Source organism: Achromobacter dolens, from assembly GCF_902859745.1.
Lineage (GTDB): Bacteria > Pseudomonadota > Gammaproteobacteria > Burkholderiales > Burkholderiaceae_B > Achromobacter > Achromobacter dolens.
On sequence record NZ_CADIJW010000014.1, the window covers coordinates 76,906 to 97,248 of the forward strand.

Annotated in this window: 16 protein-coding genes and 1 tRNA gene; 10 read left to right on the plus strand and 7 right to left on the minus strand. The window is 67.0% G+C overall.

The features are described from left to right. Complete coding sequence (locus HV783_RS13065) at positions 1-570, minus strand: cysteine hydrolase family protein (protein ID WP_175189273.1); 570 nt, start codon at positions 568-570, stop codon at positions 1-3. Between the two features lie 240 nt (positions 571-810). On the opposite strand from HV783_RS13065, the gene ribD reads away from it, so the two are divergent. Next, complete coding sequence (gene ribD / locus HV783_RS13070) at positions 811-1,926, plus strand: bifunctional diaminohydroxyphosphoribosylaminopyrimidine deaminase/5-amino-6-(5-phosphoribosylamino)uracil reductase RibD (protein ID WP_144657092.1); 1,116 nt, start codon at positions 811-813, stop codon at positions 1,924-1,926. Between the two features lie 19 nt (positions 1,927-1,945). On the opposite strand, the gene HV783_RS13075 is transcribed toward ribD, so the two are convergent. Next, the gene (locus tag HV783_RS13075) at positions 1,946-4,441 is read right to left on the minus strand and encodes a hypothetical protein (RefSeq protein ID WP_175189274.1); all 2,496 of its coding nucleotides are present in this window, start codon (positions 4,439-4,441) and stop codon (positions 1,946-1,948) included. After that, positions 4,428-5,651, minus strand: a complete 1,224-nt coding sequence (locus HV783_RS13080) for a DUF3142 domain-containing protein (RefSeq protein WP_254603895.1) — start codon at positions 5,649-5,651, stop codon at positions 4,428-4,430. The genes HV783_RS13075 and HV783_RS13080 overlap by 14 nt, the downstream gene beginning before the upstream one ends. An 844-nt stretch (positions 5,652-6,495) precedes the next feature. Between HV783_RS13080 and HV783_RS13085 the strand changes: the two genes are divergently transcribed. From HV783_RS13085 to HV783_RS13100, 4 genes are all read left to right on the plus strand, one after another. After that, positions 6,496-8,412, plus strand: a complete 1,917-nt coding sequence (locus tag HV783_RS13085; RefSeq protein ID WP_372415586.1) for a PrkA family serine protein kinase — start codon at positions 6,496-6,498, stop codon at positions 8,410-8,412. A 12-nt stretch (positions 8,413-8,424) separates the two neighbouring features. After that, complete coding sequence (locus HV783_RS13090; protein WP_054503441.1) at positions 8,425-9,684, plus strand: YeaH/YhbH family protein; 1,260 nt, start codon at positions 8,425-8,427, stop codon at positions 9,682-9,684. Continuing rightward, a complete protein-coding gene (locus HV783_RS13095) occupies positions 9,681-11,231 on the plus strand; it encodes a SpoVR family protein (protein ID WP_064526240.1) in 1,551 nt (516 codons plus the stop codon). The genes HV783_RS13090 and HV783_RS13095 overlap by 4 nt, the downstream gene beginning before the upstream one ends. 182 nt (positions 11,232-11,413) lie before the next feature. Beyond that, positions 11,414-11,504, plus strand: a tRNA-Ser gene (locus tag HV783_RS13100). 159 nt (positions 11,505-11,663) lie between these two features. Here the strand turns inward: HV783_RS13100 and HV783_RS13105 are convergent. Further along, positions 11,664-12,521, minus strand: coding sequence for a LysR family transcriptional regulator (locus HV783_RS13105; protein WP_064526236.1), 858 nt, complete (start codon positions 12,519-12,521; stop codon positions 11,664-11,666). A gap of 83 nt (positions 12,522-12,604) precedes the next feature. On the opposite strand from HV783_RS13105, the gene HV783_RS13110 reads away from it, so the two are divergent. Both HV783_RS13110 and HV783_RS13115 read left to right on the plus strand, forming a co-directional pair. Next, positions 12,605-12,985, plus strand: a complete 381-nt coding sequence (locus HV783_RS13110) for a tautomerase family protein (protein WP_054503443.1) — start codon at positions 12,605-12,607, stop codon at positions 12,983-12,985. A 400-nt stretch (positions 12,986-13,385) separates the two neighbouring features. Then, on the plus strand, positions 13,386-14,162 hold the full coding sequence (locus HV783_RS13115) for a putative nucleotide-diphospho-sugar transferase (RefSeq protein WP_254603896.1): 777 nt from the start codon (positions 13,386-13,388) through the stop codon (positions 14,160-14,162). Positions 14,163-14,223: 61 nt separating this feature from the next. Here the strand turns inward: HV783_RS13115 and HV783_RS13120 are convergent, their stop codons facing one another. Further along, positions 14,224-14,940 carry a GNAT family N-acetyltransferase gene (locus HV783_RS13120; RefSeq protein WP_054503444.1) on the minus strand — a complete coding sequence of 239 codons (717 nt, stop codon included), beginning with the start codon at positions 14,938-14,940 and terminating at the stop codon, positions 14,224-14,226. Between the two features lie 146 nt (positions 14,941-15,086). On the opposite strand from HV783_RS13120, the gene HV783_RS13125 reads away from it, so the two are divergent. Then, positions 15,087-16,052, plus strand: coding sequence for a GlxA family transcriptional regulator (locus HV783_RS13125; RefSeq protein WP_054503445.1), 966 nt, complete (start codon positions 15,087-15,089; stop codon positions 16,050-16,052). Between the two features lie 85 nt (positions 16,053-16,137). Beyond that, a complete protein-coding gene (locus tag HV783_RS13130; RefSeq protein WP_175189275.1) occupies positions 16,138-16,788 on the plus strand; it encodes a DsbA family oxidoreductase in 651 nt (216 codons plus the stop codon). A 94-nt stretch (positions 16,789-16,882) separates the two neighbouring features. Here HV783_RS13130 and HV783_RS13135 read toward each other — a convergent pair whose 3' ends face one another. Together HV783_RS13135 and HV783_RS13140 are read right to left on the minus strand one after the other, a co-directional pair. Beyond that, entirely contained in the window at positions 16,883-18,148 is a 1,266-nt protein-coding gene (locus tag HV783_RS13135; RefSeq protein ID WP_175189276.1) for a hypothetical protein, read from the minus strand. Between the two features lie 28 nt (positions 18,149-18,176). Beyond that, positions 18,177-19,169 (minus strand): Bug family tripartite tricarboxylate transporter substrate binding protein, encoded by a 993-nt coding sequence (locus HV783_RS13140; RefSeq protein ID WP_175189277.1) that lies wholly within the window; start codon positions 19,167-19,169, stop codon positions 18,177-18,179. Positions 19,170-19,313: 144 nt separating this feature from the next. Between HV783_RS13140 and HV783_RS13145 the strand changes: the two genes are divergently transcribed. After that, entirely contained in the window at positions 19,314-20,219 is a 906-nt protein-coding gene (locus HV783_RS13145) for a LysR substrate-binding domain-containing protein (RefSeq protein WP_064526226.1), read from the plus strand. Positions 20,220-20,343: the final 124 nt, after the last annotated feature.

The window sequence follows — 20,343 nt, forward strand, 5'->3', positions numbered from 1 at the left end:
CTATTGCGCGTCGGCGAAGACGTCGGCGGCGCGGGCGATGCGGGCGAAGCGGCCGTGCAGCACCAGTTCGGTGGCGTCGCGGATCTCGGCCGGCGTGTAGTGCTTGCCCGACGGACTCTGCATCGCGAAGGTCAGCGTGGCGTCGGTCGGGAACACCACCTTGAAGCCGTCATCGCTGGCGTGGCGCGTGGTGGTCTCGCAGCACTGTTCGGTGCGGATGCCGCTGACGATGACGCCTTGGATGGCGTGCTTGCGCAGCCAGTCCCGCAGCGTGGCGCCGTCGGCGTCCTTGGCGTAGAGCGAGGAATGCACGGTCTTGTGGAACACGGCGTCGGGGGCGATGCGCAGTTCCTTGAGCGTCTTGACGTGGCCGGAAGCCAGCGAGAACGGGTTGGCCGGGTCGTTGGCGGCGCTGATATGGAACACCTGCAGCACCGGGATGTCGCGGGCGCGGGCGGCATCGATCAGGCCCTGCAGTTGCGAGACGAATGCCGGGTATTCCGATTCGTCCCAAAACGGACGCTGGCGGAAGGAATCCTGGACGTCGATGACGATCAATGCTTGTTTCATGGCGGCGGGCTCCGTGCCGTGGGATTTCGGGAGGTACGTGGCGTATTGTGGTCCTGCCCCGGCTCCCGGGCGAGGCCGTCCCGAGACCAGCATCGGCCCAAAACGGACATGGCTTTCGGGTCGCTTGAATCATCATAGCGCGCCGGCCCAGGACGGCGGGCGTGGCGTGCCGGCGATCCGCCGCGGACATACAATCGCTGCATGATGAAGAACCCCAGCGAATCCGACGACCTGTCCTGGATGCGGCGCGCCCTGGCCCTGGCGCAGACCGTCATGTACTCGACCGCGCCCAACCCTCGGGTGGGCTGCGTCATCGTGCGTGACGGCCGGGTGCTGGGCGAAGGCGCGACCCAGCCGCCCGGCGGCCCGCACGCGGAAGTCTGCGCCCTGCGCGATGCCCAGGCGCGCGGCGAATCGGTGGCGGGGGCCACCGTCTATGTCACGCTGGAGCCGTGCAGCCATTTCGGCCGCACGCCGCCGTGCGTCGACGCGCTGCTGGCGGCTGCGCCGGCGCGCGTGGTGGTGGCGATCGGCGATCCCAATCCGCTGGTCAACGGCAAGGGGCTGGCGCGGCTGCGCGAGGCCGGCATCGCCGTCACCACCGGCATTTGCCGCGAAGAGGCGCTGGCCCTGAATGCCGGTTTCATCTCGCGCATGAGCCGCGGGTTGCCCTGGACCTGGCTCAAGATGGCGACGTCGCTGGACGGCCGCAGCGCGTTGCACAACGGCCTGTCGCAATGGATCACCGGGCCCGAGGCGCGCGCCGACGGCCATCACTGGCGCGCCCGTAGTTGCGTGGTGCTGACCGGCATCGGCACCGTGCTCAAGGATGATCCGCAACTGACCGTGCGCAGCGTCCAGACGCCGCGCCAGCCGCGCCGGGCGGTGGTCGACGGCCGTTTCGAGATTCCCGAGGACGCGCGGCTGTTCGACGGCGGCGAGGTCATCGTGTTCACGGCCCGCGCCGACGCCGCCAAGCAGGCGCGGCTGGAGGCCCGCAACGTGCGGGTGGTGGCGCTGCCCGACGAGACGCCCGACCGGGTCGACCTGCCGGCGATGATGCGCTGGCTGGCCGCGCAGCAGTTCAACGAAGTCCACGTCGAAGCCGGCGCCGGCCTGAGCGGCGCGCTGGTCGCGGCCGGCTGCGTCGATGAGCTGCTTATCTATATGGCGCCGATGCTGCTGGGCGACGCCGCCGGCGTGGTCAAGCTGCCCATGCTGGAAAGGTTGGACGCCGCCCCGCGCTACGAATTCATCGAGGCGGAGCGGGTGGCGGCCGATCTGCGTGTGCGGGCGCGGGTACCCGAGCATTGGCGCGGTCTGCTGCGAAGGGTCGAACTGCCCGCCGCCGGGTAGCCCTGGGGCGCGTCGATATTCAAAGGCCGTTCTGGCGCCGCCTGTCGCCGCCCGTCGGGGTGCCATTGCGCCAGGCCCACAGCCCGGCGCCGAGCGCCGCCAGCGCCAGCAGGCCGCCCGCGATCAGGAGGCCCGGATGCTGCTTGCGGACACGTTCCCAGGCCTTCCAGGCCTGGATGTAGTGAAAGCGCGAGGCCGAGTGGAAGTCCGGTTCGGGGCATTCGCGGCCGAAGGTGTCGCTGAAGGGCACCTGGGCGCCCTGGTCCACATAGCGCAGGTAGATGGCGGTGGCACGCTCCGGCGTGTCATCGATCACGTAGCGGGCGCCTCGGCAAAGCGTGGCCGCGAAGGCCTGCGAGCGCGTGGGCAGTTCGTCGGCGGCCTTCATCGCGTAGTCGGCGGCGATCTGGCGGTAGTGATAGCGCACGTTGGGCCGCGCCTCGCTGGCCGCGTAGCGTGCGCGTTCCTCCTGCGTCACGTAGGGGCCCGGCAGATCCGCCTCGGCACGCTGCCGCGGCGTTTCCATCGGCACATCGGTATCGGCGCGGGGCTCGCGCCACCAGGGGGTGGCGTCGCGGCCGGCGCCGGCGGAATAGTTGCCTGCATAGACGGCGTAGTCGGGGCCCTGTTCGTAGCCCATGATGCGCATGCCGTCGCGGCGCGCCAGGGTGGCGGCGGTGTACCAGGCCTCGGCGCGGGAGGTGCGGCCCCAGGCGTTGCCCGCGGCCCGCAGCGCTTCGCCGTATTGCGCGGCGCGCTGGCGGACATCGGATTCCCGGATCGTCCAGTTGCCATCGGCATAGTCGAGCGTGGCGAAGCGGGGATCGGAGTCCGCGGGGAAGTAGGGCAGGGCCTCGGCCACCCGGTTTTCGCGCACCAGCCGCCGTGCCAGCAACTGGCGCAGGCGGTCGTGCACGGGCGGCTGGTTCAGCCGGCTCCATTCGTAGAACTGGTCGGTCGTGTAGCGGCTGAAGCCCGGCGGCCGCGATGGCGCGGGCGGGGGCGGCGGCAGCCGGTCGACATAGGCCTTGAGCTCATCGGTCGTCAGCACGCGTTCGGCCACGTAGGCCGCGTCGTTCCAATAGGGCGAGAGCGGCCAGCCCTCTTCCGGCGGCGGGGCGCCATCGCCTGCCACCGCGGCCCGGTACAACTGGTCCAGGGCTTCGACGTATTGGCCGCGCGACAGCGACAGCACGCCCTGTTCGCCTTTGAGCAGGGCGCCGGCCTCCGCCTCGACGCTGCCGTCGCCGCGCGGAAATGCGTCGACCGCGCGGGCGTAGGCCTGGGCGGCCAGTTCGTTGTCGCCGCGCCGGATCGCCAGCTTGGCGCGCACCCACCAGGCCAGCGCCGTGTCGAGCCGGGAGGCCAGGGCTTGCGCCAGGTCGTAGCGGCCGACGCGGTAGGCCAGCGCCGCGACCCGGTCGGCGTTGTCGATCCGTCGCGGGTCCTGTGTCTGCAGCGCGGCCACCAGCGATTGCAGCGCGGGGTTGGGCGTGACGTTGGGCGTGCCGTCGGCGGCGTCGGCCAGGCTCAGGCGGCCGGTCGCCTCGAAGTTGGCGAAGGGGTCGCGCGCGCTGTCGGGTTTGCCGTCGACGATGTCGCCCAGTCGGGCCAGACCGTACGCCACCAGCAGGCGCTGGCCGACCGGGTCCTCGATCAGGCGGATGGCGCGCGTCGGCGCGGCCAGCGCCCAGTCGGCCATCAGGCGCAACGATTCGCGGCCGCTGACTGAACCGCGCGCGGCCTGGGCGGCATACAGGCGCACGGCCTGCTGCAAGTCGCGCGGCGCGATCGCATCCATGCAGGGCGAGGCGTTGAACAGGTCTTCGTAGGCGCATTGGCCGAGGCTGCCGGACAATGACAGGCGCGCTTCCTGGCCGTAGCTGGCGACGGCCAGGCCCAGGGGGTCGGGCGCGCCTTGCCGCGCCAGTTCGCGCACCCGGGCATAGGCTTGCGCCGGGTGATCCGTCTCCGGCGTGGTTCCGATGTCCCCGATTTCGGCCAGCAGATAGGCCGCCCAGACGCTGCGGGTCGCGGCCTGCTCCGCTGGCAGCGCCAGGATGGCCAGCAGGCGCTGGCGCGCGCGTTCCAGGCGCGGTTCGTCCGGCGCCTGGGCGGCGCTGCGGTAGTCCACCGCGGCGGCGGCGTAGAGCCGCGCGGCTTCCGGCAGGCCTGCGCCGGCGGCATAGGCCTGGTCGCCGTCGGGACGGGCGCGCATCGCCCGCGCCTGTTCCCGTTGCGCTGGCGTCAACGCCGTGTCGAACGCTTCAGGAATGGCGTTGGAGCGGTAGCTGCCGTCGGGCAGCAAGGGTGATTCGTTGGCCCGCAGTGTGTCCGTGGCCGGCAGCAGCCGCGCCGCCTCGTACGCGAACGAGTTGGCGGGCGTGCCCTGCAGCGTGCCGGCGCGGTCGTCCAGCAATTGTGGCGGGAAGTCCGGGCCGCAGGCGATGACGATGCCGGCGCCGGCGGCGCAGGCCAGCAGCAGCGCGGCGGCAAGCGATTTACGGTTGTACATGGAAGCTCGGGGTTGCGGAGTCACAGCGGATCCATCCAATGGCGCGTTCGGCGCCGGCGCGCAGCAGTCCGTCCTGCGCGCGGCGAAGATAGCTGCCCTCGCGGTCGTATTCAAGGGTGTAGCCGTTGATGCCGTCGGCGGCGTTGCAAGTGGCGTCGAGCCGCACGGTAAACGGGAGCGCGGTGTCGGCGTTGCCGCGGTTGGCCAGGCGCACGTCGCGCGCGCCGCCGGCGCCGGGCGCGGCGGCGGTCACTTCGAGCTGCGGCGTCAGCGGCTGGCGCGCCAGCACGGCGCGCCAGGTCGGCAGGCTCCAGGCTCGCGTGTCGGCCTGGGTCGGCAGGCGGAACCAGACGATGCCGCTCAGTCCCGCCGGGCGATCGCGGTCGAGCGTCGCGACGAAGGCCGCCATCGCGTCGGGCGTGACCAGCAGTTCGGCCGAACGGCCGCCCGGCATCAACGCCGGGCGTTCGCTTTCGACCGTGGCGATCCTGCCACGTTCGTCCCAGGCGACGCGGCTGCCATAGGAAGGCAGCGCCACGCGCCAGGGTTTGTCGGCATGGCGGGCGTAGGCATCGAGCCAGGCGCGGGCTCGCCTGGCGTCGAACAGGCCTTGCGTTGGGTTCTGCACGGCGTGGACCTGCAGCACGGTTTCGTCCGGCACCGCCAGCAATGCGGGCAGCGCGGGACTGTCAAGCCAGGTCGGCAGGGCGGTGATCGATAACGGCAGGCTGGCGCCGAGGCGGGTCTTGAGCTTCGCCATCAAGGCGGCATAGTCCGGCAGCTTCGACGTGGCGCAGTCGTAATCGATTTCCAGGCCAGCCAGCGTGACGCCGGCCCGGCCCCATGCCGCCAGCGCGGCGGCGGCGCGATCGGCGATGTCGGCGGCGGGCAAGTCGTTGACGCGGCCATCCAGCCGCAACACCAGCACCACGGGTCGTTGTGACGCGGCCAGCGCGGCCAGATCGGGCGCCGCGTCGAACCAGGCGCCGTCGGCGCGCAGTTCGGCCGCCAGCACTCGCCATGACCGCACGGCATCCGCGCCCTCGGCCAGCGCGCTGACCAGCGCCGGCGTCCATTGCCGTTGCCAGACATAGGCGTCGTTGGGCAGGGGTGGGACGGCGCGTTCACACGCGGCCAGCAATAGCACGCCGCACACAGCCGCCAGACGCCGCCAGCGCATCGGCGCGCGGACGATGCGGAGCCCTTGCATGAGGGGGCGCGGGCGGGGCGGCATGATGGGATAGAAAGCGCTTTAAGGCAGTGTCGTGCGCGGTTTCGCGGATGCGTGATTCTATCCTTGACGCCGCTAGGGGTATTAGCACTCTCGATGCCTGGCTGCCAACCCACCGCGTGATAGCCGCGGACCATCGGCCGCATAGCGTTTGCCCGCGCGGTTCGTGGCGGGATGGCAGCAAGTTTGGGAGCGATTCTTGCGTGTCTGTCTCGAAGCATCCCACAGCTTTTTTTTACCGCGTGAGCACAAATGAATTGCCACAAAACCGTCAATTCGGCTTAAGCTAGGTCATGACTTGGCGCTACGCGCGCATGGCTTGCTCCATAACCCGCCACGCGCCCTCGTCACCACGGATTCCAGTGTCGCGTACCGGCGCTTTTCACAAACCGGACCGATACGTCGCTGAACGCAGTCGCCTTGCGCCGTTCAGACCGTTCGCTGCCATCGCATAGCGGACGCACCGGCCTTGTGTGCCGGATCATAAGAATCCACCGGGATATCTCATCCCTTCAAATCATTGCTGACCATTTCGTACGTGGCTGCGTCATGCGCCCGTTCTACAGCGATATGCTGAAGGCGAACGAGTGAACTTATTCACGTTGGTTGCAATCCCTGACGGAACTTGTGTCTCAAGGGTGCAGCCTAAACGGAAGGGGCCCGATCGTGCTCATGGTCGATGTGTGGCGAAAGCAACATACGACCGTGCCGAAATTGCTAATAGCGAGATTGACTAGTCACGCCGAAGCACTGAGGCACACAATGGGGACACGTAGGGACGTCATGGCTTTTTCGCGTGTTGTAGGAGGTTTCCGTGCAAAACATCGTCGAAGGCTTCAAGTCGCAGTATGCAAGAGAACAGGAATCAGAACTCTCTCTCGAGGAGTATCTGGATCTCGCCCGACGCGACCCGATGGCATACGCCAGCCCGGCCGAGCGCATGCTGGCCGCGATTGGCGAACCTGAAATCGTGGATACGCGCAACGACCCACGTCTTTCCCGTTTGTTTTCCAACCGGACCATCCGGCGCTATCCAGCGTTCCAGGAGTTCTACGGCATGGAGGACGTCATCGGGCAGATCGTGGCGTTCTTCAAGCACGCCGCGCAGGGACTGGAAGAGCGCAAGCAAATCCTCTATCTGCTGGGGCCCGTCGGCGGCGGCAAGTCGTCCATCGCCGAGCGCCTCAAGGTGCTGATGGAGCGCTTCCCCATCTACGCGCTCAAGGGCTCGCCGGTGAACGAGTCGCCGCTGGGCCTGTTCCATCCGGAACGCTTCGGCGACACGCTCGAAAAGGAATACGGCATTCCGCGCCGCTACCTCACGGGCATCATGTCGCCGTGGGCGGTCAAGCGCCTGAAGGAGTTCGACGGCGACATCTCGCAGTTCCGCGTGGTGCGCCTGAACCCGTCGGTGCTGCGCCAGGTGGCGATCGCCAAGACCGAACCGGGCGACGAGAACAACCAGGACATCTCGTCGCTGGTCGGCAAGGTCGACATCCGCAAGCTCGATCGCCATTCGCAGGATGACCCGGACGCCTACAGCTATTCCGGCGGCCTGTGCCTGGCCAACCAGGGGCTGCTCGAGTTCGTGGAAATGTTCAAGGCGCCGATCAAGATGCTGCATCCGCTCTTGACGGCGACCCAGGAAGGCAACTTCAAGGGCACCGAGGGTTTCTCGGCGATCCCGTTCAACGGTTGCATCCTGGCGCACTCGAACGAGTCGGAATGGCAGACCTTCCGCAACAACAAGCACAACGAGGCTTTCCTCGACCGTATCTATATCGTCAAGGTGCCTTACTGCCTGCAGGTGTCGGAAGAAGTCCGCATCTACGAGAAGCTGCTGCATCACAGCTCGCTGTCGACGGCGCCGTGCGCGCCGGGGACGCTGGACATGATGGCGCAGTTCTCGGTGCTGACCCGGCTGAAGGAGCCGGAGAATTCCAGCATCTACTCGAAGCTGCGCGTCTATGACGGCGAAAGCCTGAAGGACGTCGATCCGAAGGCCAAGGCGTTGCAGGAGTACAAGGACTACGCCGGCACCGACGAGGGCATGAACGGGGTCTCGACGCGCTTCGCGTACAAGATCCTGTCCAGCGTCTTCAACTACGACCAGACCGAGGTGGCGGCCAATCCGGTGCACCTGATGTACGTGCTGGAGCAGCGCATCGGGCGCGAAGACTATCCGGAGGAAATCCGCCGGCGCTACCTGGAGTTCATCAAGGGCTTCCTGGCGCCGCGCTATGCCGAGTTCATCGGCAAGGAGATCCAGACGGCGTACCTCGAGTCGTACTCGGAGTATGGCCAGAACATCTTCGACCGCTACGTCACGTTCGCCGACTGCTGGATCCAGGACGAGGAATTCCGCGACCCGGAAACCGGCGAGAGCTTCGACCGCAGCGCCCTGAACGACGAACTGGAGAAGATCGAGAAGCCGGCCGGCATCGCCAATCCGAAGGACTTCCGCAACGAGATCGTGAACTTCGTGCTGCGGGCGCGCGCCAACAACAACGGCCGCAACCCGACCTGGACCAGCTATGAAAAGCTGCGCGAAGTGATCGAGAAGAAGATGTTCTCGAACACGGAAGACCTGCTGCCGGTGATCTCGTTCAACGCCAAGGCGTCGGCCGAGGACAAGTCCAAGCACCAGAGCTTCGTGGATCGGATGGTGGAGAAGGGCTACACGGAAAAGCAGGTCAGGCTGCTGTGCGAGTGGTATCTCCGTGTGAGGAAGTCTTCCTGAGCGAGGTGAATCATGAATTCACTGATCGATCGCCGTCTTAACGGGCGCAACAAGAGCGCCGTTAACCGGGAGCGCTTTCTGCGGCGTTACAAGGACCAGATCCGCAAGGCGGTCCACGGGATGATCCGCGACCGCTCGATCCAGGACATGGATCAGGGCGGCGAGATCAACCTGCCCGCCCGCGATATTTCCGAGCCGACCTTCCGGCACGGCGCGGGCGGCGACCGGGAAATGGTGCATCCGGGCAATCGCGAGTTCGCCAAGGGCGACACGTTCGACCGGCCTCAGGGAGGAGAAGGCCAAGGCGGGTCCGAGCCCGGCGAGGGCGAGGCGGTCGATCAGTTCACCTTCAGCCTGTCGCGGGCCGAATTCCTCAACCTGTTCTTCGAAGACCTGGAACTGCCTCACCTGGCGCGCACCCAATTGGGCGAGGTCAGCCAGAAGAAATGGCAACGCGCCGGCTATACCACCACCGGCTCGCCCAGCATGCTCAGCATCAGCCGCACGCTGAAGTCGTCGCTGGCGCGGCGGGTGGCGCTGAGCGTGAAGGCGCGCGCCGACCTGGAAGACGCGGAAGAACGCCTGGCCAAGGCCAAGGCGGCGGGCGCGCCCGCCGACCAGATCAAGGCCCTGGAGCAGGACGTCGAGGACTGCCGCGAGCGCCTGGCGCGCGTGCCGTTCCTGGACGACCTGGACCTGCGCTACCGCAACCGCGTGTCGGTCGCGATCCCGATGGCGCGCGCGGTCATGTTCTGCCTGATGGATGTGTCCGGCTCGATGGACGAGGGCAAGAAGGACCTGGCCAAGCGCTTCTTCACGCTGCTGTACCTGTTCCTGTCGCGCAAGTATGAGCATGTCGACCTGGTCTTCATCCGCCATACCGACAATGCCGAGGAAGTGGACGAGCAGACCTTCTTCTACGATCCCAAGAGCGGCGGCACCATCGTGCTGTCGGCGCTGGAGCTGATGCGCGAGATCGTCGAGAAGCGCTATCCGCCCTCGGCCTGGAACGTGTATGCGGCACAGGCCAGCGACGGCGACTCGTTCGGCGCCGACGCGGGCAAGAGCGCGCGCTTTTTGGCCGAGCACCTGCTGCCGGCCACGCGCTACTTTGCCTATATCGAGGTTCCCGACTCGCAGGAGGCGCGCAAGAGCAGCCTGTGGGCGGAATATGAACAGAAGCTGGCGCCGCATTTCGTGATGCGGCGGATTTGCGATCGCGGGGAAATCTATCCCGTGTTCCATGACCTGTTCAAGAAGGAAACCGCATGAATGCCATCCTGGGCGCACTGGTGGAGCCGGAATCGGCCGACAGCCCCCGGCCGTTGTCGCAAGGTTCCGAATGGACGTTCGAACTGATCCAGTCCTATGACGACGCGATCTCGCAGGTCGCGCGCGAGTACGGGCTGGACACCTATCCGAACCAGATCGAGGTCATCACCTCGGAGCAGATGCTGGACGCGTACGCGTCGGCGGGCCTGCCCATCGGCTATCCGCACTGGTCGTACGGCAAGGAGTTCATCCGCAACGAGCAGTACTACCGGCGCGGCATGCAGGGCCTGGCCTATGAGATCGTGATCAACTCCAACCCCTGCATCGCGTATCTCATGGAAGAGAACTCCATGACGATGCAGGCGCTGGTGATCGCGCACGCCTGCTACGGCCATAACTCGTTCTTCAAGGGCAATTACCTGTTCCGCCAGTGGACCGACGCCGACGGCGTGCTGGACTACCTGGTGTTCGCCCGCAAGTACGTGATGGACTGCGAGGACCGCTACGGCATCGACGCGGTGGAGGCGCTGCTGGATTCCTGCCACGCGCTGTCGCACCATGGCGTGGACCGCTACAAGCGGCCGACGCCGATCTCGTACAAGGAAGAGGCCGCGCGCCAGGCCGAGCGCCAGGAGCACGCGCGGCTGCAATACAACGACCTGTGGCGCACGCTGCCGCGGCTGGAGGCCGACAAGGACGAGCGGGTCGCCGCGTCGGTGTTCCCGCCCGAGCCGGAAGAGAACCTGCTGTACTTCATCGAGAAGTATTCGCCCAAGCTGGCGCCGTGGCAGAAGGAACTGGTGCGCATTGTGCGCAAGGTGGCGCAGTACTTCTATCCGCAGACCCAGACCAAGGTGATGAACGAAGGCTGGGCCACGTTCTGGCACTACACCATCCTGAACCGGCTGCACGAGAAGGGACTGGTCAACGACGGCTTCATGATGGAGTTCCTGCAGAGCCACACCAACGTGGTCAGCCAGCGCGGCTTCGACGAACGCGGCTACGGCGGCATCAACCCTTACGCGCTGGGCTTCGCGATGATGTCGGATATCCGCCGCATCTGCGAAAAGCCCACCGACGAGGATCGCCGCTGGTTCCCGGACATCGCGGGAGGCGATTGGCTGAAGACGCTGGACTTCGCCATGCGCAACTTCAAGGACGAGTCCTTCATCTCGCAGTACCTGTCGCCGCGCCTGATCCGCGAGTTCCGCTTCTTCGCGATCTCGGACCACCAGGCCAATCCCAAGCTGGAGGTCGCCGCGATCCACGACGACGAGGGTTACCGCGACATCCGCCGCCTGCTGGCCGCGCAGCACAACCGCGACAATCTGGTGCCGGACATCCAGGTAGTCCGCTTCAACCGCGACACCGACCGTTCGCTGGTGCTGCGGCACCTGAAGAGCCGCGGCCGGCCGCTGGCGGCCGAGGACGCGGAGCAGGTGATGAAGCACCTGGCGCGGCTGTGGGGCTTCCGGGTGCGGCTGGAGGAGACCGAACCCGACGGCACCGTCAGTTCATACCGCGAGCAGGATCCGCCCAACGTTTGAGCGGCCATGGGCTGCCCCGGACAACTGCGTCCGGGACAGTCGCCACCGGGTGCGCACGGGCGCCCGTGGCAAAAAGGGGACGCAATCGCGTCCCCTTTTTCTGGGGCCGCTGCGCCGCTGCAGCTTTCTTGCCGATCTGCTAGAATCGCGGATTCGCATTTTCAGCAATGCGTACCGGATCAGGACAGGTGGCCGAGTGGTTGAAGGCGCACGCCTGGAAAGCGTGTATACGTCAAAAGCGTATCGGGGGTTCGAATCCCCCTCTGTCCGCCAAGAATTTCGCAAGAGTCGCCCCGAGGCAGCCCGTCAGCGCTTTGCCCCGAAAACCCGCATGAACATTGGTTCTGCGGGTTTTTTGTTGTCCGGAGGGTCGCCGGCAGCGGCATTCACTTCTCTCGGGCGTGCTGGGGGCCGTGGCATCGCTTGCAGATCCTAGCTTCGCACCACGCCGCGAAAGGCCGCCGAGAGCGCGGCCAGCGCATCCCGCGCGCGGCTGTCCCGGACCCGGGTATGCAGAAGGATGGGCAGCCGCGGCAGGTCTGGCAGCCCCAGCCTGGGGCCGACATCCACCGCGCCGAACGGCACCATGCGCGGGGCAAGCGCGGCGACCCCCAGCCCGGCCATGACGGCGGCGGCGACCGCCATCACGCCGCCACCCACGAACACCTCGGTCCAGGGGACGCCGGCCTCATCGAGCAGTTGTCCGGCCAGGGCGCGCACGCCGCAGGGTTCCGCCATCGTCGCCAGCGGCAGCGGCTCGCCCGCGCGATGCTGCCAGCCGGGCATCGCGAACCAGCCGAATTTTTCTTCGGCCAGGATTTCCCCGTCGCCGCGCCCCGCCTGGAAGCGCACGATCACTGTATCGAGTTCGCGGCGGTCGAAACGTTGAAGCAGTTCCGCCGACGATCCGATCCGGATTTCGATCAGCAGGTGAGGATCCTGGGCATTCATGCGCGCGATCAGCGCGGGCAGTTCCGGACCCGCGACGTGGTCGCTGATGCCGATGGCAAGGCGCTGCCGCGTTCCGCCGACGACCGCGACCGCCCGGTCATGGGCCTCGATCAGCTTGCGCGCATGTTCAAGAAAGGTCGCGCCCTGGGCCGAAAGCTCCACGTAGCGCGGCGTTCGTTCGACAAGCTTGAAGCCCAGCCTTTCTTCCAGCCGTTTCAGCTTCAGGCTGACCGCGGCCTGCGTGGTTCGTGACGCTTCGGCGGCGCGGGTGAAGCTGCCCAGCTCCGCGATGCGGATGAAGGCTCTGACGGCTTCCAGGTCAAGGGCACGCTTTGTCATTTCAAAGCTTTATCGTTGAAATAAGAATGGATAAGTTATCAGAATAGATAATAGGCGACGGGACTACAAAGGAGGAACTTCCCATGCCGTTCGCTCAAATCTCGTTGCGCTCCGGAAAGACGGAGGCTTACCGTCAGGCCATCTTCGACGGCGTTTACCGCGCGCTGCGCGAAACGTTCAACGTGCCCGAAGATGACCAGTTCATGGTCATGACCGAGCATGAGGCCGCCAACTTCCGCTACGGCGCGACCTATCTGGATATCGCTCGCAGCGACGATCTCGTGTTCATCCAGATCACCGCGAACAATACGCGCACGTTGGAACAGAAGAAGGCGCTGTTCCGGCGGATTGCGCAATTGCTTGGCGAGAATCCCGGCCTGCGCCCCGAGGATGTGTTCGTGAATCTCGTCGAGGTCCTGAAGGAAAACTGGTCGCTGGGAGGCGGCCTCGCGCAGTACGCCTGACCCGGCCGACAACAGAATAGGTCGCCGGCCAGGCAGGCCACCGCCAGCATGTTGCGCTTGAACGGGTCGCGCTCGCGTGCGTCCCGCCACCCGCGGCGCGAGCGGTATTCCAGAAAGCCGGCTGAAAGTTCTGTTGGGCCTGGAAAGGCGTTTCAGAGGGAAGCCGCGCGAAGAATGTTTCAGCGCGGCGATTTGGATTTCGACTGATTGCAATAGCGTCGACGCGTATCGCGTCCATTCATAAACTCCGCCTGCGCTTCGATCCCGCGCCTGGGTCGCGCCCCGCACCATCGTGCGTCGCGCTAGGGCGGGAAAAGCGCTGTGCGAGCCTGCCGCCGCGCTGTCGACATGACGTTGCCGGTACGCCCGCTTCACTTGATCTTGAAAAGCGTGGCGCATCATGTTCGATTGGTTTCGACGCAAGTGGTTCGGCTGGTCCATCGAGCAGGCGCGGATGGTTCTGGACTTTCCGGGACCCGACAAGGTCGGGCCTGGCCGGCAGCGAGGCACGGCCACGGGCATGGTGGTGGCGTTTTTCACCCGCGACAGCATTTACGAGACGGAAAAGAACCGCATGCTGCGCTCGGCGCAGAGGCTGGGACTGGCCGTTGACGCCGAGCCGATCGCATCCACGGGTTCCTGGGTGCGCAACGCATCCATGAAGCCATCGGTGCTGGTCGCCATGCGCAAGAAGCACACCGGGCCGCTGTTGTACGTCGACGTGGATGCGGTGTTTCATCGCGATCCGTGGCCGGCGCTGGCTGCGTTGGATTGCGATATCGCTGCGTACCACGAGCCCGACGGGCACTTGCTGAGCGGCACGTTGTTCCTCAACCATACGCCGGCCGCCGCCGAGCTGTTGCAGGCCTGGGCCCAGGCCTGCGCGGAGAATCCCGACGAGTGGGACCAGTTGGTGCTGGAGCGCCTGCTTGCCAGCGATGCCGCGTCCGCCGCGCCGCGCTACCGGCAGGCGCGGCTGCCCGTCGCCTATTGCTGGATCTTCGACAAGACCGACAACGGGCCGTGCGACGAGGTGTTCATCGAGCATTTGCAGGCCAGCCGGGAAACGCGGCAGCGCAAGCGCGCGTTCGGCAGGCCGGTGCGCGCGGTCAGGCGCCGCCGCGACCGGGTGCGGGCGATCGAGCGCATCCTGTTCGACGGGGACACGGCGCGATAGCGCGCAGGCCGGCCCGTCGGTGGCGTCGGGCCGGCGCCTTTGCCTGACGCCACGGGCCTCCTCACAGACTGGCGGATTCGTGCGCGTCGGGAGTCGTGATGCGGTGAAGCTGGAACGTCTGCCGGGTGCGAAAGCCGAGGCGCTGGTAGAGCGCGAGGGCCGCCGCGTTGTTGTCGCGTACGTGCAGGAACGGCGTTTCGCCACGCCGGCGGATGTCGCGCCGCAACCGGTTCATCAGGCGGCCGGCGAGGCCCTGGCCGCGGCAGCTTGCATCGACGCACACGGCGCTGATCTCCGCGAAGCCGTCCAGCCGCATGCGTTCGCCGGCCATGGCGACCAGCCGGCCGTGGCGCCGTACACCGAGGTATTGACCTGTTTCGATGGTGCGTGGCCCGAACGGGCCCGGCCGCGTGGCGGCCGCCAACGCCATCATGTCGGCGGCGTCGCTGGCGCCCAGCGTCAGGAAGTCCGGCTCGTCCGCCGCGATCGGAGTCTGGCCATGGTCGACCATCTGGAAGAAAGAGAACAGCGGTTCCGAACGCAGGCTGTCGAGCGGGGGCGGTACGTACAGGGTTTGCAGCAACGCGGGGGTGTCCGGCGCGACGAGCCGCCGCAGGGCATCGAAGGCCTCGCGCGTGGTGTTGCGCACGGCGGCAAACGGGGCGACGTCGGGCAAGTAGCGCGCGGCCAAGCCATCGCCCTGGCGCAGGTGCGCCTGGCGGCCGGCCAACGCGAACCAGGCCGGATTGTCGAGCTGAGTGGGATCGGGATGTTCCATGGTGAGGGTCTCGCTTGCTGAGGCGCCGGGATAAGCGTGGCCCGGCTGGGAAACCAGGCCGAAGCCGTTGATTCAGCGGGAATTCTAGACAGCGGAAAGGGTCGGGATCTATAGTCGTAAATGACAATATTCGGGCTATTTACGACATGCGTATCTGTCTGTTCGCCTTGGATGGCGCTTTCGATACCGGCCTGACGGCGCTGCTGGACGTTTTCGACACCGCCAACGAACTGGCGTCGATGCAGTCGGACGCGCCCGCGCCGTTCGATGTGACGGTGGCAGGCGTGGGCCGGCGTATCCGCACCGCGCTGGGCCTTTCCATGGCGGTGCGACCGGCCGGCGAAGTGGCGCGGCCGGATTGGGTGGTGGTGCCGGCCTTGAATGCCAAGACGCCGCCCAGGCTGCTGGACGCACTGGTCCGGCCCGACGTGGTGCGCGCCAAGGCGCAGTTGCGCGCCTGGCATGGGCAGGGAATCGGGGTGGCCGCGGCGTGCATAGGAACCTTCGTGGTGGCCGAGAGCGGCGTGCTGGACGGGCGCGAGGCCACCACGACGTGGTCGCTGGCACCGCTGTTCCGTGAACGCTATCCGGCGGTCAGCCTCGATGACACGCGCATGATTGTTGCCGGCGACGGCGTGGTGACCGCGGGCGCGGCCATGGGGCACCTGGACCTGGCGCTGTGGCTGATGCGTCAGGCCAGCCCGCAGTTGGCGGAGAGGGTGGCGCGATTCCTGTTGATCGACAACCGTTCATCACAGGCCCGATACATCATCCCCGACTTTCTGGCCCACGCCGACCCGCTGGTGGCGCGTTTCGAACGCTGGGCGCGCGAGAATCTGTCCAAGGGGTTTGCGTTGCAGGAGGCGGCCGAGGCGCTGCGCGTGCATCCAAGGACGCTGCAACGACGCACGGAAAGGGTCCTGGGCAAGTCGCCCCTGGCGTTCGTGCAGGACCTGCGGGTACAGCGTGCGCGGCAACTGGTGGCCAATGGTTGCGACCTGGATACCGTGGCGGCGCAGGTCGGTTACGCCGATACTTCGACTCTGCGCACTCTGTTGCGCAGAAAGCTCGGGCGCGGCATTCGGCAATTGCGGTGCGACGCCGGGGCCTGAGGCGCGCGGCCCTGGCGTGCCCAGGGTTTCTTGGTCGCGGCGCCCCGGGTTGGTCTACGCTTGAGGCCTGTTCCCGGAGAGAGTCATGTCCAAGATCACCATCGATTTCGTGTCCGACGTAGCTTGTCCCTGGTGCGCGGTGGGCCTGGGCGGCCTGCTGGCCGCCATCGGGCGCGTACAGGACGAGGCCGAGGTCGAGCTGCATTTCCGGCCGTTCGAGCTGAATCCCGACATGCCCAAGGGCGGGCAGAACACCATCGAGCGCCTGATGGCCAAGTATGGCTACAGCCGCGAGCAGGTGCAGGCCAATCGCAAGGTGATCAGCGAGCGCGCCGCGGCGGTCGGGATGCGCATGCGCATGGGCGACGACAATCGTTCGTTCAATACCTTCGATGCCCATCGCCTGCTGCACTGGGCCGGCCTGGAGGGCCAGGGCAGCCAGACGGCGCTGAAGAAACGCCTGCTGGAGACCTATCACTACGACAACCAGGACACCAGCGACGTCGAGGTGCTGGTGCAGGCGGCGGCGGACGCCGGGCTGGACGCGGCCCAGGCGCGCGCGGTGCTGGCCTCGGGCCGCTACAGCGAAGAGGTGCGCAAGGAAGAGGCCGAATGGCGCGACCGCGGCATCACTTCGGTGCCGTCGGTGATCCTGAACGGCAAGTACCTGGTGTCCGGCGGCCAGCCGGCCGACGTGTTCGAGCAGGCGCTGCGCCAGGTGGCACGCGAGGGGTGAGCGATGGGCGGCACGACGCGGTCTGCATGACCGGGAGACCGCCGCGTCATTGCCGCGCGACGGCCGTCCCGGGCTTTTCCATGCGGCGGCCGGCTCAGGCTTTCACGATCGGCGCGACGTCCAGCACGTACATCTGGCGTTCGCCTTCGTGCACTGAATCCACGCACACCTGCGTGCCGTCACGGCTCCAGCGCGGGTGCAGGTCACAGCGGTTTTCCTTGGACAGCGAAGGATCGGCGTAGAAGCTGCCGAGGTCGTGGCGCTGCCCGGTGCGCATGTCGTAGAGGAACAGGATGCGCTCGTGGGTGAGCGGATCGGGATAGGTGTCGCTCAGCAGCCAGCGGCTGTCCACCGGTGAAAACGTCATGTGGCCGTTCTCGGTGAGGACGCCGTCGCCCACCACTTGCACCTGGCCGCCGTCGGCATCTTCGTACAGGTGGTAGTGGATGCGGCCGGCATGCGGTCCCCAGACGATGATCGAGCGGTCGTCGCGCCAGAGCGGATGCGAGATCTGGTATTCCGATTTCTCGTAGTCGAAGGTGCCGACGGCGGCCGGGTCGAAGTCGTCGGCCAGCTGCGGCAGCGGATGATCGGAACACTCCAGCAGGCGCATGTCGCTGCCGTCCGGGTTCATGGTGATGAGGCGGTGCAGGAAGCAAGTCTCGTCCTCGACGCGCTCGGTCCAGCGATGCAGGAACAGGATGCGCGTCGACGACGGGTTGACCTCGATGTGGCTGACCCAGTGGATGGCGCGTTCCATCGAGGCGCGCGGATGGAAGTTGCGCAGGTCGGCGTAGCTGACCAGCAGGCGGTGGGCGCCGCTGTCCAGATCGAGCGTGTGGATGCCGTCGTCGGCCGGCGCGTTGGCCACCGGCGCGGGCCCGTGTTCGCTGTAGCCGATGGTCTGGTGCGTGATGTAGAGCCGGCGGTAGTCCACGCACAGCGCGTAGCGGCTGTCGGGGGCGGCGACGTAGATCGGCAGCGGCAGGTAGCGCGTCTGGCCGGTGACGAGGTTGTGGACCGCCGAGCGGAATCCGGGATAGAAGCCGCCATCGTCGTCGCGCCGGCAGTTATAGATCAGCTGCGGCTCGGCCTGGCCATCCAGCCACTGCAGCTGGCAGCCCATCTGCCAGTTCCAGGCGGTGGTGGCGCCGACGGCGTGGTAGCGCTCGCCGTCGTGCAGGTCGAAGTAGCCGACCTCGGCGCGCAGCTCGGGCGTGAGCACGGCGTCCTTGACCGGCGCGCGGTTGGCCAGCAGATAGCGGCCGCCGCGATCCCAGACGGTCTTGTTGTAGTAGCCGAAGAAGTGATGGCCTGGCGGGCCGCCCAGGCGGCGGCAGGCGATGGCGGGAGTGGTCATGCGGTTCGTCTGTCTATGAAAAATGGGTTCAACCAGCGCTGATGTGCTCGGCCTCGATGACCTTGTTCCAGCGGGCGCGTTCGCGTTCGACGAAGGCGCGCGCCTCGGCGGGACTGTTGCCCACCGGCGTCATGCCCAGGTGCTCGAGGCCGGCGCGGAACTCGGGGTCGGCGTAAACGCGGCGCAGGTCGGCGCTGAGCTTGTCGATCAGCGCGTCCGGCACGTCCCTGCCGGCGGCCAGGGTGGTCCAGGAGGTCACGGTCAGGCCGGGCAGGCCGGCCTCGGCGGCGGTGGGCACGTCGGGCAGCGCGGGAGATCGCCTGGCGCCGGTGATGGCCAGGGCCTTGAGCTTGCCGGTCTGGATGTAGCCGATGGTGGTGGGCACGTTTTCGAACAGTAGCTGGATCTGGCCGCCGATCAGGTCGTTGATGGCGGCGGAGCTGCCGCGATAGGGAATGTGCGCGATCGGGGCCTGCGCGGCCATTTTGTAGAGTTCGCCTACCATATGCACCGAGGAGCCGACGCCGGCCGAGCCGAAATGCAGGCTGTCGGGGCTGGCCTTGGCCTGGGCGGTCAGTTCGGCCAGGGTGTTGGCCTGGAGCGTCGGGCTGGCGACGACCACGTGCGGCATCTCGGCGACGATGGTGATGATCTTGAGGGCCTCGGCCGGGCGGTAGTTCAGATGCTTGTAGACGCCATAGGTGGCGTGCAGGCCGATGGAGCCGAGCAGCAGGGTGTAGCCGTCGGGGTCGGATTCGGCGACGAATTTGCCGCCGATGTGGCCGCCGGCGCCGGGCCGGTTCTCGACCACGACCGGCTGGTTGTAGAGCTGGCCCAGGTACTTGGCCAGCAGCCGCCCCTGGATGTCGGAGCTGCCGCCGGCGGTGAACGGCACGATGATCCGTAACGGGCGGTCCGGATAATTGGCCTGGGCCAGGGCGGTCAACGGCAGGGCCGCGCTCGCCAGGGTCAGGCCAAGGGCTTGCAGGACGCGGCGGCGCCAGAGACGGCATGAATGCATGGTATTTCCCCTACAGCGGTTGGTTTTTCGGTGGGGTGCGGGAGCAGGAGCACCCGAGGAGCCACGAGTGTAGGAGTCGCTAAGTATTTGAAAAAATTCTTTTTTCGGCATAGTCTATGCAAGTTTGCTATACCCTGTGACCCCATGAGCCGACCGCTGAATTTCCGTCAGATCGAAGCCTTCCACGCGGTAATGCTGGCCGGCACCACCACCGGCGCGGCGCAGATGCTGCGCACCACGCAACCGTCGGTGAGCCGCCTGCTGGCGCAGGCGCAGCAGGCCAGCGGCCTGAAACTGTTCGACATGGAGCGCGGCCGCCTGCGGCCGACGCGCGAGGCCAAGGACCTGTTCGATACGGTCAAGCGGCACTTCGTCGGCCTGGAACGCATCGAGGACCGCGTGGCCGCCATGCGCCGCAGCGGCAGCGGGGTGTTGCGGCTGGCCTGCACGCCGGCGCTGGGCCTGGGCATGCTGCCCGGCGCGGTCGAGGAATTCGCGCAGCGCTATCCCGACGTGCACATCAACATGCAGACCGTGGGCAGCCAGTATCTGCGCGAGGGGCTGCTGCACGGCACCTACGATGTGGTGGTGACGACCGTGCCGCTGGACGGCGCGCATCTGGCGCTGCAAAGCCTGCACGAAAGCGCGGCGGTCTGCGTGATGCGGCCGGACCATCCGCTGGCGGCGCTGCGGGCCATCGGCATCGCCGACCTGAACGAGCGCCGGCTGCTGGTGCTGAACGCCGACGACGACGTCTACCTGCAATTGCGCGGCGCGATGCTGGCGCATCAGGTGCAGCCGGTGTCGGAAATCGAGACCACCTATTCATCGACGATCTGCGCGCTGGCCGCGGCCGGCACCGGCCTGGGAATCGTCAATCCGTATATCGCCGATGTCTTCGCGCAGCAGTTGGCGATACGGCCGTTCACGCCGAAGCTGCCGGTGCGCGTCTGCATGGCCTATCCGGCGCAGACGGCGCCTTCGGTGGTGACCGAGGCCTTCGTCGACATCCTGACGCGGCGCTTCCACGATATGGCCGAGCCCGCCTGAGGCCAGCTCGGCGGCCGCCGGGGAACGGCGGCGCCATCGGTGTTACTCAGCATGCGGCGCGCCCTGCGCCAGAAGAACAAGGAGACAGTCTTGAAGCTCGCCGCCATTCCTTGGGTTCCGGGTA

Coding starts and splice junctions, on each gene's coding strand:
- HV783_RS13065 (WP_175189273.1), bottom strand. CDS start 570: ATGAAACAAGCATTGATCGTCATCGACGTCCAGGATTCCTTCCGCCAG.
- ribD (WP_144657092.1), top strand. CDS start 811: ATGCGGCGCGCCCTGGCCCTGGCGCAGACCGTCATGTACTCGACCGCG.
- HV783_RS13075 (WP_175189274.1), bottom strand. CDS start 4,441: ATGTACAACCGTAAATCGCTTGCCGCCGCGCTGCTGCTGGCCTGCGCC.
- HV783_RS13080 (WP_254603895.1), bottom strand. CDS start 5,651: ATGCAAGGGCTCCGCATCGTCCGCGCGCCGATGCGCTGGCGGCGTCTG.
- HV783_RS13090 (WP_054503441.1), top strand. CDS start 8,425: ATGAATTCACTGATCGATCGCCGTCTTAACGGGCGCAACAAGAGCGCC.
- HV783_RS13095 (WP_064526240.1), top strand. CDS start 9,681: ATGAATGCCATCCTGGGCGCACTGGTGGAGCCGGAATCGGCCGACAGC.
- HV783_RS13105 (WP_064526236.1), bottom strand. CDS start 12,521: ATGACAAAGCGTGCCCTTGACCTGGAAGCCGTCAGAGCCTTCATCCGC.
- HV783_RS13110 (WP_054503443.1), top strand. CDS start 12,605: ATGCCGTTCGCTCAAATCTCGTTGCGCTCCGGAAAGACGGAGGCTTAC.
- HV783_RS13115 (WP_254603896.1), top strand. CDS start 13,386: ATGTTCGATTGGTTTCGACGCAAGTGGTTCGGCTGGTCCATCGAGCAG.
- HV783_RS13120 (WP_054503444.1), bottom strand. CDS start 14,940: ATGGAACATCCCGATCCCACTCAGCTCGACAATCCGGCCTGGTTCGCG.
- HV783_RS13125 (WP_054503445.1), top strand. CDS start 15,087: ATGCGTATCTGTCTGTTCGCCTTGGATGGCGCTTTCGATACCGGCCTG.
- HV783_RS13130 (WP_175189275.1), top strand. CDS start 16,138: ATGTCCAAGATCACCATCGATTTCGTGTCCGACGTAGCTTGTCCCTGG.
- HV783_RS13135 (WP_175189276.1), bottom strand. CDS start 18,148: ATGACCACTCCCGCCATCGCCTGCCGCCGCCTGGGCGGCCCGCCAGGC.
- HV783_RS13140 (WP_175189277.1), bottom strand. CDS start 19,169: ATGCATTCATGCCGTCTCTGGCGCCGCCGCGTCCTGCAAGCCCTTGGC.
- HV783_RS13145 (WP_064526226.1), top strand. CDS start 19,314: ATGAGCCGACCGCTGAATTTCCGTCAGATCGAAGCCTTCCACGCGGTA.